This window comes from Cellvibrio sp. BR (assembly GCF_000263355.1).
Classification (GTDB): domain Bacteria; phylum Pseudomonadota; class Gammaproteobacteria; order Pseudomonadales; family Cellvibrionaceae; genus Cellvibrio.
The window spans coordinates 174579-192961 of the sequence record NZ_JH668200.1; the positions used below are offsets into that span (position 1 = coordinate 174579).

Annotated in this window: 11 protein-coding genes; 5 read left to right on the forward strand and 6 right to left on the reverse strand. The window is 50.6% G+C overall.

The window, feature by feature from the left end; all coding sequences use genetic code 11:
• Window positions 1–124: 124 nt before the first annotated feature.
• The 5 genes from O59_RS00755 to tkt all read right to left on the reverse strand — a co-directional run bounded on the left by O59_RS00755 (window position 125) and on the right by tkt (window position 11129).
• A complete protein-coding gene (locus O59_RS00755) occupies window positions 125–3040 on the reverse strand; it encodes a TonB-dependent receptor (RefSeq protein ID WP_040390979.1) in 2916 nt (971 codons plus the stop codon).
• A gap of 461 nt (window positions 3041–3501) precedes the next feature.
• Window positions 3502–4404 (reverse strand): hypothetical protein, encoded by a 903-nt coding sequence (locus O59_RS00760; protein ID WP_157152428.1) that lies wholly within the window; start codon window positions 4402–4404, stop codon window positions 3502–3504.
• A 133-nt stretch (window positions 4405–4537) separates the two neighbouring features.
• A complete protein-coding gene (locus tag O59_RS00765) occupies window positions 4538–7429 on the reverse strand; it encodes a di-heme oxidoredictase family protein (RefSeq protein WP_007638489.1) in 2892 nt (963 codons plus the stop codon).
• A 390-nt stretch (window positions 7430–7819) separates the two neighbouring features.
• The gene (locus O59_RS00770) at window positions 7820–8992 is read right to left on the reverse strand and encodes a phosphoglycerate kinase (protein WP_040390983.1); all 1173 of its coding nucleotides are present in this window, start codon (window positions 8990–8992) and stop codon (window positions 7820–7822) included.
• Between the two features lie 133 nt (window positions 8993–9125).
• Entirely contained in the window at window positions 9126–11129 is a 2004-nt protein-coding gene (gene tkt, locus O59_RS00775; RefSeq protein ID WP_040390985.1) for a transketolase, read from the reverse strand.
• 429 nt (window positions 11130–11558) lie between these two features.
• Between tkt and O59_RS00780 the strand changes: the two genes are divergently transcribed.
• The 4 genes from O59_RS00780 (at window position 11559) to metF (ending at window position 16305) form a co-directional block, all read left to right on the forward strand.
• Window positions 11559–12584, forward strand: coding sequence for a metalloregulator ArsR/SmtB family transcription factor (locus tag O59_RS00780; protein WP_007638495.1), 1026 nt, complete (start codon window positions 11559–11561; stop codon window positions 12582–12584).
• Between the two features lie 47 nt (window positions 12585–12631).
• Entirely contained in the window at window positions 12632–13786 is a 1155-nt protein-coding gene (metK, locus tag O59_RS00785; RefSeq protein WP_007638496.1) for a methionine adenosyltransferase, read from the forward strand.
• A gap of 128 nt (window positions 13787–13914) precedes the next feature.
• Window positions 13915–15303, forward strand: a complete 1389-nt coding sequence (gene ahcY / locus O59_RS00790; RefSeq protein ID WP_040390987.1) for an adenosylhomocysteinase — start codon at window positions 13915–13917, stop codon at window positions 15301–15303.
• Between the two features lie 150 nt (window positions 15304–15453).
• Window positions 15454–16305 (forward strand): methylenetetrahydrofolate reductase [NAD(P)H], encoded by an 852-nt coding sequence (gene metF, locus O59_RS00795; RefSeq protein WP_007638499.1) that lies wholly within the window; start codon window positions 15454–15456, stop codon window positions 16303–16305.
• A gap of 87 nt (window positions 16306–16392) precedes the next feature.
• Here the strand turns inward: metF and O59_RS00800 are convergent, their stop codons facing one another.
• Window positions 16393–17235 (reverse strand): hypothetical protein, encoded by an 843-nt coding sequence (locus tag O59_RS00800; protein ID WP_007638501.1) that lies wholly within the window; start codon window positions 17233–17235, stop codon window positions 16393–16395.
• Between the two features lie 409 nt (window positions 17236–17644).
• Between O59_RS00800 and O59_RS00810 the strand changes: the two genes are divergently transcribed.
• Window positions 17645–18379 carry an FKBP-type peptidyl-prolyl cis-trans isomerase gene (locus tag O59_RS00810; protein ID WP_040390991.1) on the forward strand — a complete coding sequence of 245 codons (735 nt, stop codon included), beginning with the start codon at window positions 17645–17647 and terminating at the stop codon, window positions 18377–18379.
• The last annotated feature ends 4 nt before the right edge of the window (window positions 18380–18383 follow it).

Consider the following 18383-nt stretch of genomic DNA (forward strand, 5'->3'; position numbering starts at 1 on the left):
ATTGCTAGCCTCTCTTGTTGCAGTCGAAATAATTATTTTTTATTTGTTTTTAATAAATTGGCACTACAAAAAAACACAGCCGCATAAGCGGCTGTGTTTCCTCCTTAAATCACCTTAGCGATTATTAGAACTTATAACGTGCACCAATGTTGTATCGTGCACCTTGCTCAATTGCTGCAATAACCATATTTTCATGACGGCCATGCAAACGACGATCCTCTTCAGTTACATTGATACCTTCTGCAAAAATAGAGAAGTTTTCATTAATTTCGTAACTGATATTGATATCAACTTGGCCATAGGCTTCGGTGTAAATCGGATTGCGCTCGCCGTTGCCATCGAAGGTTGAGTTGAGGAAATCATCGCGCCAGTTGTAGGCAATACGCACCTGGAAGCCATCTTTGTCATAGAAGCCCACCAGGTTAGCGGAATCACTTAAGCCAAACAGTGCAAATTGGTTTTCGACACCTTCACCCTTATTGGTATTGTAGTTGTCGTAACCAATATCACCATTCACCGTGGTGAAGTTAACGATGCCGCCAAAGCCACTCTCACCAAACAAATGCTGTACCGCAAATTCAAAGCCATCGATTGACGCCTCTTTAGCATTGAATGGAGCGATGATAGTGAACTCAGTTGATGGATCACCTTGACTGGCATCACCCACGATAGGCGAACCATATTGCTCTTCCATATAAGCGCGTACGGCTGCTGCATCGCTGGTACCCAATGCCGCTACCGCTTGCTGGTAACGCGGCCCTTGTGCCGGGTGCGCCAGCTCAAAAATGGTCGAGGTGTAGCTGTCCTGACCGATAAAGTTTTTCACGTCTTTTTGATAGTAACCAAAAGACACATAACTACCTTCTGCATAATAAAACTCAGCAGAAAGGTCAAAGTTTGTTGATTCAAAGGGATCGAGATCCGGGTTGCCGCTACCACCTGTACCGCCGTTAAAACGCACCAGCTGATTGATGGTTACGCCACCTTGAATATCAGAGTAGCTTGGGCGTGTAATTGTTTTACTTGCCGATGCGCGCACCAACAGGTTTTCAACTACTTCGATATCAAAGTCGATATTGGGCAGCCAATTATCGTATTCACCTTTTAGCGTAGTGAAGCCAGAGCCATCAGCCACCGCACTAAATTCGTTCGCGCCTGACCACACCAAAGAGGTGTACACCGGAACCAGCGCATCGGAAGTCACATCCGTTGATTCGTAGCGCACACCCACTGCTAAATTGGTTGGCATGGTGCCAGTTTCCCAACCCAGATTGGTTTGTACATAAGCCGCTTGCTGCTCTTCCAGTGTGCGACGATCGGTAGTGAATTCAGGGCTTGCTGCCAGGTCAACACCCAGCTCACCCATGCGGGCTCTAAATCCATCAAAATCCACATTAAAAAAGGTACGCTGGGCATTGGTACCCTTGAGGGCAGAAAATTCCGAGTGCAGGTCACCTTGGGTAAACAGTGAGTCATCAAAATCTGCCGGTGTAAATACACCACCCCAGGTATCACGCTGAGCGTTTGAGAATGCCGAGCGGTTGCTGTTTTCGGTTAGCGCAATACCGAAATCAATACTCTTCACGAGACCGTCATCAAACGCATAAACACCCTTGATTTGAGTCTGCTCGATTTCAGATTCCATGATTGCATTGCGGAAAGAGGAACCTGAATCCAGTAACCGGGATGCTTCCAGATCGGTCACACCAGCAGAATGCTGGAAGCTGGTGACTGGGAAGTATCCGCTGTAGTCAACGGTTGCGCCTGCCCGTGATAATTGCTGCACACCAATGATGTTGTTACTACCACGGTCATCCAAAGCACCCGCTTCGGCATCTGAATTGTGGTAATCGAAAACAAATTTAAGGTTGTCAGTAGCATCCCACTCCAGGTTCAAACCAACCGAGTTATTTTCGTTTTTGGTGCCAAATGCCGCTACACCCACTTGAATATCAGCGCCTGTCGCATCTGAATAAATAATTGGGCCGACGACTGAACCAACGGTATTGGTACCTTGAGTGTATTCACCCGTGGTAGGAACACCGTTAAACCAGGCTGACAGCTCTTGACGTTGCTGTTCAACTTCCTGCTCTGCGTAGGTGTAATCCAATGTGGCTTTCAGCGTATCCACTGGAGCCCACTGGAAGGTCAACTGGGCGTTAGTACGCTTACGCTGAATGTCATTCATGCTGTAAAGAATGTTACGCGGTACGGCGTAAACATCATTTTCCTGGGGACGATTAACAAACGCATCGCCAGCAGGCAATGAGCCCCAGTCGCCCGCAGTACCTTTAATGGTGTACCAACCGCTGCTTGTTTCAGCGCTGTTAAAACCGCTGTCGCGCTCTTGATAGCTACCAGACAACGCAATACCAAAGGTATCGTCAGCGAAGGTATTACTGAAAATACCCGAAACTTCCGGTGTGAGATCCGAACCATTACGGTTAGTCTCATCCATCACCCCTTTCACACCAACACTCGCATTAATACCGGGTGCGTCGAGTGGGCGGGCGGTTTTGATATTGATTAATGAGCCAACACCACCGGTGGTTTGATTAGCGCGGCCTGTTTTGTAAACCTCGACACCTGATACGCTTTCAGCGGCCAGGTTGGCAAAATCGTATGAGCGCGAAGCCGAAGCATTGGTAGCCTCAAGGTTGGCAGCGGGCATTTGACGACCATTGAGTGTCACCACGTTGTAGTCAGGGCCAAAACCACGAACGGTCACACGGCTGCCTTCGCCATTTTGACGGTCGATAGAAACACCCGTGATACGCTGCAGGGATTCTGCGAGGTTGGTATCAGGCATTTTGCCGATATCTTCCGCTGAAATCGCATCCACCACACCCGCGTTATTGCGCTTTACATCCATAGATTGAACAAGCGATCCACGAATACCGGTAACCACTACTTCTTCAACATTTTCATCTTGCTGAGCGATGGCAAAGCCGTTTACGCCCATCATTGCCGACGCAACCGCCGTTGCTACCAGCTTCTTTTTGAAACTAGTCACTTGAGTCGTTGTTTGTGTTTTGCTCATGGAGAACTCCATCTTTATTTATTGGTATTGATTGGTTGTGCTGTCCAGACGGCGCCTCTCAACACCGCATCAAAAAGCTGGGTCACAACTCGTTTTCTAGCAACTTCATAATCCCGCTTGTCCCCATAGGTGTCGTCCCACCTTGGCAAAATATGAAACCTGACTCATTTCACTTTAAGCACCAATGAATGAGACGACAGTAACTTCATATTTTTCATAGACTTAAGTGAAAAATTGACCATAAAACAGACTGTGTATTTTCTTCCCAAGGCTAAAAATGGAACTCAAAAAGACAGAAGTGAGACGCTAAAAACAAAAGGTGAGAAGCCAAAAAACCAAAAGCGGAACGCGTGAATAGTTTTTCAGACGCCATTTAGGGGAATTAACACGCCAGAGGCGAGCAATAAATAACCCACACAAGGCTCAACAAAGAACTGGAATAGAGGTTAAGAATGCGGATGTCAGGGTTGGTGTTGCAGCAGAACCGGTGTTTCAGTGCACTGGCCAGATAGAGGGAGGTAGGGAGTGACCATACAAAAATACCGCCGCTGGTGCAGTGCCAGAAACTTTAAATCGGCAGCGTGATACTGATCGAACAGGGCATCAAAACGGCCATTGTGGATGAGCTTGGCCAAACCCAACTCCAAACGGCGCGCCAGCTCGGGGGATTTTTTACTGACCTGCAAGTAAATGGGGTGGTCGTAATAAATCAGCAGCTGCGGCTCCAGGGTCAAAAATGGGTAGTCGGCTTTTTTCTCCCGCCAGGTGAAAACCACTTCATCGGCGCCAAGCGATAAACATTGGTAGCGCTTAACCGCGAGCATATCGAACAGGGCTTCAAAACTGGGCGCCTCGCGTACCGGAATGTCGTTGAAGCGGTAGATATCCACGTCGGACCAATTCAACCCCTGCCCTATCACCATATCGCTCAAATTGAGGATAGCGGGCGGAAAATTGGCCGGATTTATGAGGCAGATGCGATAACCCAGCAGGCCTTTGAGAATATCGACAGGGATGGCAATGACATCGGCGTTGGCAATCACTGTGCCGGGAGAGGCCCAGGTCAAATTCAGCACCCGCCCCTCGGAGATAAGCAGTGCCTGACGCTTGGCACTGGATTCAGCATCAAACGGGACTACTTTGTAATCGCCATACTCGGCGCGAGTGGCCTCCAGTACTTCATGGATGAGCTGGTATTTGTAGGCGTGACGCGCGTCTTTTTTGCCGCGATCAAAGTAGCGCACCTCCATGACCGGGGCGGCAGTGGCGGATTCAATAGCGGCTTGCTGCGCAGCACAAGGACTCCCCCCGCTGAACAGGAAGCAGAAGAAACCGACAGTAAAGCCCAGGTGCATCCGTCGCATAGGTACCTCGCTAGATGCTGTAAGTGTAGAGGACCTGTTGTACTTTTCCGGTTATGAGACGACGTATCAAAAGAAAAAAGGGGGCTGAAGCCCCCATAAGGTGAGGAGTTAAACTCCTCCGCAGCACGAGTCGTTATAGGGATTTCAGGAATGCCTGCAATGCCGCTTTGTCGGTGGCAGAGAGGGCGTTGTAGTTGGCGCGGGAATTTGCACCTTCACCGCCATGCCAACGAATGGCTTCCTCGATGGTGCGAGCGCGGCCATCGTGCAGGTAGCTCTCTTTGGGTACACAAACCTCCTGACCGTCCAAGCCAAAAGCGGGAGCGTTGCCGCGCAAACCGGTTACACCGCCAGTCACACAAGCAGATACACCCAGGCCCCAGAGCGGGGCGGTGCGCCATTCGGCACCGCTGGCTTCACCTTCACCCAAGCTGTCAGCGAGTTCCGGGCCCATGTCGTGCAACAACATATCGGTATAGGGTTGGATCAGCTGGCTGCGCAACTCTGCAAAGGCCGCAAACTCACTGGTGACAAAACTGGGGGTATGGCACCCCTGGCAACCAATCGCTTCAAATACCGCCTTGCCTTGAATTACCTCGGGTTTGTTGTAGTCGCGCTGACCGCGCACCCCCAGCAGGGCGACATATTTGACGAGATTGTCCAGGTGCTCATTGGCCAACTCGGCACCGCTCGGGCCACAGTCAGTTTGATTGGCACCGCAGTCCGGGTTGGGCATAACGCTGGTCATCACCCCCATGTCGGTATTAAACGCCGCTGCAATTTGATGTTTGAGGCTGCCGGTGCCTGCTTTGTAACCAAAACGACCGAGACGAGTCTCGCCGGTGACGGGGTCGATCACCCGCTGAGCCTTGCCGGAGATACCATCGCTATTGCTGTCGTTGACGTCCTCATTGGCGAGGATCGCGGACTCGGGAATGGCTTCCAGTAAACCCATGCCCACCAATTGCGGGGCGAGACGCGCAGAGAAGGTCTCTGGCTGCACGCCGCTGAACTGGTAGTTAGGCTTACGCAGACCGTTGCTCTCGGTCCAGGAGGCGATAACCGCTTCACCTTCGCTAGTGGCGCCGCCATTGGCTTCGGGCTGCAATACACGGCCCAACAGCGGATGCGGATTGCCCAAGGCATCACCCACTTTAAACACCCACAGATCCAGCGATTGACCTACACCGGCTACCTCAGCGCGACCATTGCGCTCGTGGCAATCCGAGCAGCGATCGTTGATGTAGCGTGTGCCGGCTTTGCCGACCATCTCGGTGAAAACCCCGTTTTCATAGTTTTCATCGTGTGAACCATCCTCGAACGAGGTGTGATGCACACGGCGCCCGAGCACAAATGGCTGGCCGTTTTCATAACCCAGGTTGTTTGCCATTTGCTGGAAATGTCCGTCTGGCTCAGCAGTCATTTGTACATGCAAGGTGGTATCGCCACCGAGACGCGCGCTGACTGGCAGGGGGATGGAGTCGCGCTGTTTAAACAGGCCGCCAACAAAAGCATTGCGGTCGGTCACATCCCAGGGCACCAAGCCTTGGCCGACGATGTACAGGTAGGTGGTACCGTAATAGTTGTCGCGCCCACGCAATACGCCGCCCTTATCCAGGAACTGGCTGATTTCAAACTCCATCTGGTCGCCTATTTGAATAGCGCGGCCTTCGCGACAGTTGAAGCTGTCCTCTTTGTAGTAGTGGAAACGGCTATCGCCTGGCACATTGACTCTATCCATCACGCCATTGCCGCAATATTCGGCAAGAGTATTGCGGCCCACGTACCACCAACGATTCTCCGCTTGGGCATTGTCCAGCAAACCTTCAGCGCGCACATTCATCACAATTTTGGTACCGCCTTTGGCCACATAATCGACAATTTCGATGGCCGCCGTGCGCTGCTCCCAATAGAAGGTGAGGTAGTGATCGTAGGCCTGGAAGTGATTTTCTTTGGCATGGCGATCGCGGCCGCGATCACTGAAGCGGGTAACTAATGCATCGCCACGGTCATATTGGATAACGGGCTCAAGCGCAGTGTTTTGGTTAAACAATGGAGTGATGTCGCCCAGTGCGACACTGCTGGCCACACTACTGGAGCTGCTAGCTACCGGACTTGAACTGGGGACACTGCTGGAGCTTGGCGCAACACTGGAACTGGGTGCACTACTTGAGCTGGGCGCTATGCTGCTGGAACTTGGTGGTGTACTACTGGGCTGGGAAGATGAGCTGAGCGAACCAAAGGTGTAACTGGCCAGCGCCGTCTCACGCGCAAAACCCGCTGCCGTATCCCAATAGGTACAGCGATAACTGATCTGATTACCCGCCGCCAGACCGTTAATCACATAACTATTGTTACCGCCGGACTGGTTCATGCTCACATTGAGCTGACCTCCGCCATTCACGGCGTAGTGTAAGGTCGCCCAACTGCTGCTAGCCAGGTTTACCGTGGCACTGGTGGGGCCTGTCTGTTGCATCTGGCACAGGGTACTGGCGACCGAACTGCTGGATGCCACACTGGCACTTGAAGGCGCAACTGAGCTGGACGGAGCTATTGAACTGGAAGGCGCCACCGAGCTAGGTGCGGATGAACTGGATACCGGAGCGATTGAGCTGGATACAACCGAGCTGGAGGAGAGACTGCCCAACGTAAACGTACTCCAGGGCGCATCCACCGCGAAACTGCCATTGAAGTAGGTAAAGCGATATTGAATGGTGGCGCCAGCCGGCAAATTGGTGAGGTTGACGACTTTTCGCCCCTCCTGCGCGGTCATGGCTACGTTTAATTGCCCACCGCCATTGATGATGTAATGCGCATCGGCCCAGTGAGTGGTATTCACATACAACTGCGCGGCAGTGGCCGCAGTCTGGGTGATACCGGTAGTACTGGCAACTGATGCCGCACTGCTGGAACTGACGGTTTGCGCCAATACCGAGGGTGCAAAACCGGTAACGCAGCTAATGGATGCCACGAGCGCCAGCCCCCCCAGGGACAAGCGATAGCGATTGCTTGATTGATTCTTCATAAATGACCCCAGTGCCTTATTCGTTATTAACAGGGAATGTTGTTAACCGTGTCAGCAGACGTGGAATCGGGTAAGGGCTCGCCGCGGAGACTGCTTTCACACTTTCATGCTACCAGCCAATTTTTAGCTGTCGTCTCAGTCAACGCAGGATCAATCGATGACACCCATTTTTTTTAGGATTAGCGGAAGGGGAAATTAAATCTATTTATTTTTCAATAGGTTAAGAAAGTGGGAAGAGTTACCGTCAGTGTGTAGATACCACTCACGCCGAAAAGTGGAACGCTGTCGCACGGCGCGAAAATCCTTATTTGAGACTAAAAACCACGCGCTGCCCCATAAAAAAAGCGACCCGCAGGTCGCTTTTTTATAGATCCACGCAGGGTTAATCAATCAACCCTTGGCGCGCTCTTCCAGAATCGCTACTGCTGGCAATACTTTTCCTTCTACGAACTCCAGGAATGCGCCGCCACCGGTAGATACGTAGGAGATTTTGTCCGCCAGATTCCACTTATCGATTGCAGCCAAGGTATCGCCACCACCGGCTACCGAGAAAGCGTCGCTCTCGGCAATCGCGCGCGAAATGGTTTCAGTGCCCTGGGCAAAAGCATCAAACTCAAACACACCACAAGGGCCGTTCCACAGTACGGTTTTGGCGTTTTTGATGATCTCAGCCACACGTGCTGCGGTTTCCGGGCCGTAGTCGATGATCTCTTCGTCCGCTTCAATTTCGCTTGGCTTTTTAACGGTCGCCACTGATTTGTGGTTCCACTCTTTAAAGCCTTCTTTGGTCACACGCACATCAGTCGCAAATACCACTTCGGTGGTTTTGCACAGGCGCTGGGCTTCGGGGATCAAATCTTTTTCGTAGAGCGAGTTACCTACTTGATTACCCGCGGCCGCAACAAAAGTGTTGGAGATACCACCACCCACCACCAGAATGTCAGCGATTTTTGACAGGGCATCCAACACGCTCAATTTGGTTGATACTTTTGAACCACCCACAATCGCCACCAAGGGGCGCGCCGGGTTATCAAGCACTTTTGCCAAAGCGTCCAACTCACCTGCCAACAATGGGCCAGCACAGGCAACGGGGGCAAACTTGGCTACACCGTGAGTCGATGCTTGCGCGCGGTGCGCAGTACCGAAGGCGTCCATCACAAACACGTCGCACAGCGCTGCCATTTTTTTAGACAGCTCATCAGAATTTTTACCTTCGCCCACATTGAAGCGAACGTTTTCCAGCAACACCAGGTCGCCGTCCATCGCAAAACCATCTACCCAATCTTTTACCAGGGGTACAGCGCGACCGAGTTTTTCGCTCAGGTATTTAGCCACTGGCGCCAGTGACGCTGACTCATCGTAAACCCCTTCATCGGGGCGCCCGAGGTGCGACATCACCATTACTTTGGCACCGGCCGCCAGCGCCGCTTGAATGGTAGGAATAGAAGCGTCGATACGCACCGCACTGGTGATACGTCCATCTTCCAGGGGCACGTTCAGATCCTGACGAATCAATACACGTTTGCCAGCGAGATCCTGATCTTTCATCAATTTAACTGTCATGCTTTTCACCTTTTAAAAAGGGCTCCGAATAAAAACCAATGCCATTGTAATCAGTTTGCCTATTGTTTTTGCACCAGGTGGTGATAAAACAAAACACCCGACTCGCGCCGGGTGTTTGTATGCTTTTACTTGCTTAGTCTTCCAACAACTCTTCCACAGTGTTCACTATGTTATCGACAGTGAAACCGAAGTGTTCGAGCAGTTTGTTGCCGGGGGCTGATTCACCAAAGGTGGTCATACCAACGATGCGACCGTCGAAGCCGACGTATTTGTACCAGTAATCGGCATGCGCAGTTTCAACCGCAACACGGGCGCCAACGCTGATCGGCAATACCGATTCTTTGTAAGCCACGTCCTGCTGATCAAACACAGAAGTTGAAGGCATAGATACCACACGGATATTGCGGCCTTTGGCTTTCAGTGCTTCTGCTGCTTTTACGGTTACGCCCACTTCTGAACCGGTAGCGATCAAAATTGCATCTGGCTCGCCTACAGAATCAACCAATACGTAACCACCTTTGGCGATATTGGCGACTTGCTCTGGAGTACGTGCAAAGAAATCCAGGTTTTGACGGCTGAATACCAAGGCCGCTGGGCCATCTTTACGTTCAACCGCAGCTTTCCAAGCCACGACTGACTCAGTGCTGTCCGCCGGGCGCCAGGTGTCCAGGTTGGGGGTCAAACGCAGGGTGCCCAATACTTCGATTGGCTGGTGGGTTGGGCCGTCTTCACCTTGACCGATGGAGTCATGGGTATAAACGAACACGTTGCGCAGTTTCATCAGTGCTGACATACGTACGGCGTTGGCCGCGTATTGTTGGAACATCAGGAAGGTTGCGCCGTAGGGGATAAAACCACCGTGGGCAGATACGCCGTTCATGATCGCGCTCATACCAAATTCGCGCACGCCGTAATACACGTAGTTACCGCTCGCATCACCCGCTTCAACGCCTTTTGATTTCTTAACCAACGTCAGGTTGGAACCCGCGAGGTCAGCAGAACCACCGAGGATTTCTGGCAACCACTCAACAAATGCCGCGATGGTATTTTGCGAGGCTTTACGGCTGGCAATTTTCTCGCCTTTGGCTTGAGTCTCAGCGATGAACGCTTCGGCTTTGGCGGCGAAGTCGGCAGGCAAGTCACCTTTAATTACACGGCGCTCAAACTCAGCACCCAACTCAGGGTAAGCGGCTTTATAAGCAGCCAGTTTCTCACCCCAGGCTTTTTCGGCCGCTTCACCTTTGGCTTTGGCATCCCAACCGGCATAGACATCCGCAGGAACCACAAAAGGCTCATATTCCCAATTGAGGGTTTTACGTACCAATGCCACCTCTTCCAAGCCGAGCGGTGAACCGTGGCAGTCGTGTGAGGCTTGTTTGTTGGGTGAACCAAAACCGATGATGGTTTTGGTGACAATCAATGTCGGCTTGCTGGTTTCAGCGCGCGCCGCTTCGATGGCAGCTTTGATTGCCGCCGCATCGTGGCCGTCAACCGCCGGGATTACATGCCAGCCGTATGATTCAAAACGCTTTGGCGTGTCATCGGTAAACCAGCCTTCAACATGGCCGTCGATAGAAATACCGTTGTCATCGTAGAAGGCAATGAGTTTGCCCAGACCTAAAGTACCTGCCAAAGAGCAAGCTTCGTGGGAAACACCTTCCATCATGCAGCCATCGCCGAGGAAGCAATAGGTGAAGTGATTAACCACTTGATGGCCGTCGCGGTTGAATTGCGCCGCGAGTACTTTTTCTGCCAGCGCCATACCCACAGCGTTGGCAATACCCTGACCCAAGGGGCCGGTGGTGGTTTCAACACCGGGGGTGTAACCGCGCTCCGGGTGGCCGGGGGTGTTGGAGTGCAATTGGCGGAATTGCTGCAGGTCTGCCATAGAAACCGCGTAACCGCTCAGGTGCAGCAGGGAGTAAATCAGCATGGAACCATGGCCGTTGGACAATACAAAACGGTCGCGATCGGCCCACTCAGGGTTTTGCGGGTTGTGTTGCAAAAAGTCATTCCAGAGAACTTCGGCGATATCCGCCATGCCCATAGGGGCGCCCGGGTGGCCTGAGTTAGCTTTTTGAACGGCGTCCATCGAGAGGACACGAATAGCATTGGCAAGATGTTGGCGAGTTGGCATGAAACTCAAGGCTCCTTACGTATAAGTTGATTGCTGTTGTAGGTGGGCGCCGCTGCCCGAGCCGATGAATTCGAATCAGGAACGCCCCGGGGTTGCAAAGCACTAATGGGCAAATGCCACTTATTTACAGGCCTCTGATGGGCTTTTATGTCGTTGGGTTCCAGCCGCCGTCGCTGGGAGCGCGCTTTTAGGGAGAAAACAAAAGCCCGCTGACAAAATGGGCGAGCATTTTCGCCCAGCAGGCGCTGCCCGTAAAGGAATAACCGAGGGCATAGACACAATTAATCAATAAAAACCGCCCCAAAGATCGAAAAAGCCATTTATTTGCTCAATTCGAACTAAAAACGACTAAAACCTATATCAAAATATTTTGATATAGGTTTTTCGGGCTGCTAGACTGCACAGCACTTACCAGCCATTGATCAAACCATGAACCACTCCCTGCACGACACCACTGACGGCCTGCCCGTACTGACCGATATGGTCGAATTGGAAACGCCGCTCAGCCCCCTCGCCAATTTGCTCAAAGCCGCAGGTGATCCGCTGCGCCTGGAGATATTGCGTGTACTCAGCCAGGATTCGTTCGGGGTATTGGAGCTGTGCCGGATTTTTGCGATCAAACAGTCAGGCATGAGCCATCACCTCAAGGTGCTCAATAACGCCGGCTTATTAAGTTCGCGGCGCGAGGCCAATTCGATTTTTTATCGCCGCGCCTATTTAGCGCCGGATCATCCGCTCGCCGCCTTACAGCAACAATTATTTGCAACGGTGGATACCTTGCCGATTGCTGAACATTTGCGCGCGCCCATCCGCGAATTGCAGCAAGAGCGCAGCCAAGCCGCACAAACGTTTTTCAGCGAGAACGCGGATAAATTTCGCGCGCAGCAAGATTTAATTGCCAGCTATCCGGTGTACGCCGAGCAGATGACACAATTACTCAACAACACTGCGCTGCGCGCCAAAAATCTCGCCCTGGAAGTTGGCCCCGGCGAAGGTGAATTTCTGGCGGTACTTGCGCAACAATTTAATCAAGTTGTTGCGCTGGATAACGCCGCCAATATGCTCGACAAGGCGCGTGCATTTGCCAGCGAAAAGAATCTGCGCAATATCGAATTTATCCACGGCGATACCCAGAGCTTACTCAACCACAAAGTATTGGCCGATTGCATACTGGTGAATATGGTATTGCACCACACCCCATCGCCCGCCGATATTTTTCAGGATTTAAGCAATGTGCTAGCGCCGGGCGGCGCGCTGCTGATCTGCGATCTCTGTCGCCACGAACAAGCTTGGGCGCGCGACGCTTGCGGCGATTTATGGCAAGGCTTTGAACCACAGGATTTTTCACGCTGGGCGCAAGCGGCAAAATTAGATGAAGGCCAGAGTGTGTATTTTGCGTTGCGCAACGGTTTCCAAATTCAATTGCGCCAATTTTTTAAGCCAGCGAATTTTTAATTTAGTTAATTATTTTTTTTGATTTAATTTCTTTAAGGGAAATCACCATGTCCGAATATTCCGTCTTTACCTCCGAATCGGTTTCCGAAGGTCACCCCGATAAATTAGCGGATCAGATTTCTGATGCCGTGCTCGATGCAATTTTAAAAGATGACCCCAACGCGCGTGTTGCGGTAGAAACATTAGTAAAAACCGGTATGGCGATTGTCGCCGGTGAAGTGCGCACCTCTACCTATGTCGATTTGGAAGATTTAATTCGCCAGGTAATTTTGGATATTGGTTACGATTCAAGTGATGTCGGTTTCGATGGCGCCTCTTGTGCCGTATTAAATGCAATCGGCAAACAATCATCCGATATCGCCATGGGTGTTGATGAAGCTGACGATAAAGATTTGGGCGCAGGCGACCAGGGTTTGATGTTTGGTTTTGCCACCAATGAAACGGCAGTATTAATGCCAGCTCCTATTTATTACGCGCATCGCCTGGTAGAAAAGCAAGCACAATTGCGCAAGAGCGGCGAATTACCTTGGTTGCGCCCCGATGCAAAAAGTCAGGTAACGCTGCGCTATGAAAACGGCAAACCCGTAGCTATCGACGCGGTGGTTTTATCTACCCAACACAGCCCCAGCGTAAAACAAGCAGAAATTCGCGAAGCAGTGCGCGAATTAATTATCAAAAACGTATTACCTGCTGAGTGGCTGCACAAAGATACGCAATACCACATCAACCCCACCGGCCAATTTATTATCGGCGGCCCCGTGGGCGATTGCGGTTTGACTGGTCGCAAAATTATTGTGGATACCTACGGCGGTATGGCGCGTCATGGCGGTGGTGCGTTTTCCGGTAAAGATCCATCCAAAGTAGACCGCTCTGCGGCTTACGCTGGTCGGTACGTTGCTAAAAATATTGTTGCTGCCGGTTTGGCCGACAAGTGTGAAATTCAAGTGAGCTACGCCATTGGTGTTGCTGAACCCACGTCAATTTCCATCAATACTTTTGGCACTGGCAAAATTTCGGATAGCGCGATTATCGATTTAATTCGCGAAAACTTTGACCTGCGCCCACGTGGCCTGATCCAAATGCTCGATTTGAAACGCCCAATCTATCGCCAGACTGCGGCTTACGGTCACTTTGGTCGCGAATTGCCCGATTTTACGTGGGAGAAAACCGATAAAGCGGATGCACTGAAGAAAGCGCTGTAAAAATTGATTTATAAACCATCGTCATCCCCGCGCACGCGGTGATCCAACCCTTGTAAAAATGGATTCCTGCGTTCGCAGGAATGACGGAATAAAATATCAACCATCTGTTGATTAATCAGGAAATTATTATGAGCTTCACCGACTACAAAGTAGCCGCCAAAACGGCCGAAGAATTTGCCAAAGACGCAACTTGGGGCCGCAAGGAAATTGAAATCGCCGAAGGTGAAATGCCGGCGCTGATGGCACTGCGCCGCAAATATGCTGCAAGCAAACCACTGGCTGATGCCAAAATTATTGGCTGCATCCATATGACCATTCAAACCGCGGTGTTAATTGAAACACTGGTGGATTTGGGTGCAGAAGTGCGCTGGTCTTCGTGCAATATTTTCTCCACCCAAGATCACGCCGCTGCTGCTATCGCCGCTGCCGGCATTCCGGTATTTGCATGGAAAGGTGAAACTGAAGAAGAGTTCTGGTGGTGTATCGAGCAAACCATCAACAAAGATGGCAAGCCCTGGGATGCGAATATGATTCTGGACGACGGCGGCGATGTGACGCAAATCGTGCACGAAAAATATCCGCAGATGCTGGATAAAATCCACGGCATTTCCGAAGAGACCACCACCGGTGTTCACCGCTTGCTCGATATGTTGAAAAAAGGCCAATTAAAAGTGCCTGCAATCAATGTGAACGATGCGGTCACCAAAAGTAAAAACGACAACAAATACGGTTGCCGTCACAGCTTGAGCGATGCCATCAAACGCGGCACCGACCATCTGCTGATGGGTAAAAAAGCATTGGTAGTCGGTTACGGCGATGTGGGTAAAGGCTCTGCTGCTTCACTGCGTCAGGAAGGTATGATCGTAAAAATTACTGAAATCGATCCTATTTGCGCCATGCAAGCTTGTATGGATGGTTTTGAAGTGGTATCGCCATACAACGACGGTATCAACACCGGTAAATACGAAGACATTAATCACATCGTACTGGGCACTACCGATTTGTTAGTCACCACGACCGGTAACGTCAACGTGTGTGATTCCGCGATGCTGCGCGCACTGAAAAATGGTGCGGTGGTGTGTAATATCGGTCACTTCGATAGCGAAATTGATACCGCATTTATGCGCAAAAACTGGGAGTGGGATGAAGTTAAACCCCAAGTGCATAAAATCTATCGCGACAAGGCGACCAACAATCATTTGATTTTGTTGTCGGAAGGCCGCCTGGTAAATCTGGGTAATGCCACTGGTCACCCATCGCGCATTATGGATGGCTCTTTCGCCAACCAGGTGCTGGCACAAATGTATTTGTACGAGCGCAAATTTGCTGACCTGCCTGCCGAGCAAAAAGCAGAACACCTGTACGTTCGTGTATTGCCGAAAAAACTCGACGAAGAAGTGGCCAAAGACATGGTGGAAGGTTTTGGTGGCGTAATTACCAAACTGACTGCGCAGCAAGCTGAATATATCGGTGTAGAAATCGATGGCCCGTTCAAACCAGAAGCTTATAAATATTAATTTTATTAACTGCGTTAAATCCCTCCCCTGACCAGGCGTTCCACCCCTCCCTTGACTACGCGTCGCGTTACAAAGGGAGGAAGTCACTACCCACTTTGAAAAAGGGGGGCGCCGCAGGCGGGGGGATTTGCTCTTTTTTGAGAAGTAAAAATGAACGACTCACAGCCGCGTTTAAGTTTTGAATTTTTCCCGCCCAAAACGCCGGAAGGAAAAGAAAAACTAATCAAAGTGCGCGACCAATTAAATGAATTTGCGCCGGACTTTTTCTCTGTTACCTACGGTGCCGGCGGTTCAACCCGCGACAATACCAAAGGTTTGATCACCCAATTTAAAAGCGATGGCATCGCCGTTGCGCCGCACTTGTCTTTTGGCGGCGACGACGAAACCACCATCAAAACATTAATTCAGGAATATAAAGATGCCGGCGTAGATCGCATCGTTGCCCTGCGTGGCGATATGCCTTCTGGTGTAGGCGGTGCTTACCAATTGGTTTATGCCAATGAATTGGTCGCCTTTATCCGCAAACATTATGGCGAGCATTTCCATTTGGAAGTGGCGGCCTATCCGGAAATTCATCCGCAGGCTAAAAGCTACAGTGATGACGTGGGTTATTTGAAAGGTAAATTTGATGCGGGTGCTAACAGCGCCATCACCCAATACTTCTTTAACCCGGACTCCTACTTTTATTTTGTTGATCAATGCCAGAAAGCGGGTATCACCCAGCCAATTTACCCCGGCATTATGCCCATTATTAACTACAAAAATTTAACGCGCTTCTCCGATACTTGCGGCGCCGAAATTCCGCGCTGGTTGCGTAAAGCGCTGGAAAATTATGGTGACGATGAAGCCAGCTTGCGCGCCTTTGGTATAGAGCTGGTCACTGACCTGTGCGATACCTTGCTGGAAAACGATGCACCCGGTCTGCACTTCTACACCATGAATCAAACCGAACCCACCGCCGAAATCGTACGCAACTTAGGTCTGATTCCTAACGACGAATAACTTACTACCAGTGTAAAAAAGCACGGCAACAAAAAAGGGCGCGATGATCGCGCCCTTTTTATTTCATTGCAGTATTTTTGTAATCAATTAACTCAGCGAACCATTGTCATCGTCAAATGGTAGCGTTTCTGTCATCACGGGTGCGGCTTCTGGTGCAGGGGTCGCCTCAACGGAAACCGTTTCGGCGACTACTACAGCCTCTACATCGGCAATTACTTCCGGCACTTCTACTGCAGGTGCAGCCGCTTCGACTGCAGCTACCGGAGCAGCGACAACTTCCACAGGGGCTTTAGGTGCAGCTACTTTTTTAGGCGCAGGCTTTTTGGGTGCTGCTTTTTTTGGCGCAGGAGGAGTTTTTTTAACGGCCACTTTTGGTTCTGCTACTTTCACTTCCGGCGCCACTTCAGTTTTAGTTTCTTTCACTGCTTTTGCTGGTTTTGCTACTTTCGCTGGTTTAACGGCTTTTTCTGCTTTAGCAGGCTTGTCAGTTTTGCTTACTTTTTTCTCCGCTTTTACTTTGGCGGGTTTTTCTGTGGTGGCAACAACAGCTTTAGCCGCCTTTTTCACTTTTTTGGTTTTGCCCTTACCTTTAGTTGCAGCGGCTACTTCCTTGGCAACTTCTTTGGCTGCTTGTTCAGCTGTTTTTAATGTCGCTACTGCATCCTGTGCAGCCGCTAACATTTTGGTTGCATCCAGTTGATCTTTTTTAGACTGCGCCAAACGTGCTTTTGCCGCTGCAGTGACTACCCCCTTGGCAGAAATATCGGCAACTTTTTTCTTGGCGCTCGCCACGGCTTTTTGCCCAGCGGCAACTGCTTTTTGTGCGGCAGCAAATTCTTGCGCACGCGCCTTATCCAGAGCGGCACTGACTTTAGCGATCTGCTGTTCCAATTCAGCAACGGAAATTTTGGTTTTGGGAGAGGCGGCCATAAACAATACCTGCGTGAAAAAGCGTTGGGAATCTACGATGAGGGAGCATCACAAAACAGCGGATGCAATGGAGCGAATTGTAGCTGCGCCCCGCGCAAAAGTGTATGCCCCCTGCGCAACATCACCACAAAGAGCCTTAATAAGGTCTGGAACTTTCATAAAACACCAGAGTCTGAACTGGCTCGGCAAAGCCAAGGTGGCAATCGCTATTCACAAATGAGGAATAGCACAGGGTTTGAGGCTGCAGCACAGCGCAAACGTCGCTAAAAACACGCACATTTGATCAGACTTGGTATACCATTGGCCCCTGTTCTGGTGCTGCACAGGCTGTCGGCTAGGAAGAAGTGAGGCAATGCCCATTTCACACAGACAACAAATACAAATCAATGATTACAAAATAAGGTGCATTATGTTTAACAAACGTTTATTGGTTGTTGGCTTGATGGCTGCGACTGCAGGCTTGATTGGCTGTAATAAAGAAGAAGCAAAACCAGTTGATGACAGCGCGAAGCTGGCAACGCTGGAACAAAAAGCCAACTACATCATTGGTCAAAACCTGGGTAAGAACCTGCAAAACGGTGGTTTGACCATCGAGCCGGACTCTTTGGCATTGGCATTGGCTGATGTGCGCGACGGCAAAGAATCTCGCATTAGCGAAGAAGACATGCAAAAGATCATGCAAGAAGTTCAGCAAAAAGCTATGGCTAAACAAGAAGAAGAGCAAAAGAAACTGAGCGAAAAGAACATTGCTGATGGCAAAAAGTTCCTTGAAGACAACAAAGCCAAAGAAGGTGTAACCACCACCGAAAGCGGCCTGCAATACAAAGTAATTACTGAAGGTAAAGGCGCCAAGCCAAAAGCAACTGATGTAGTGACTGTGCATTACACCGGCAAGCTGATCGACGGTACCGTATTTGATACTTCAGTTGAAAAGGGCCAACCAGCTACTTTCCCATTGGACGGCGTAATTCCTGGCTGGACTGAAGCACTGCAATTGATGCCACAAGGCTCCAAATGGGAAATCGTAATCCCGTCTGAATTGGCTTATGGCGCTGGCGGTCAAGGTCCAATCCCACCTTCATCTACTTTAGTTTTCGAAGTTGAATTGCTCGAAATCAAAGCGCCTGAAGCAGCTGCAGAATAAGCCT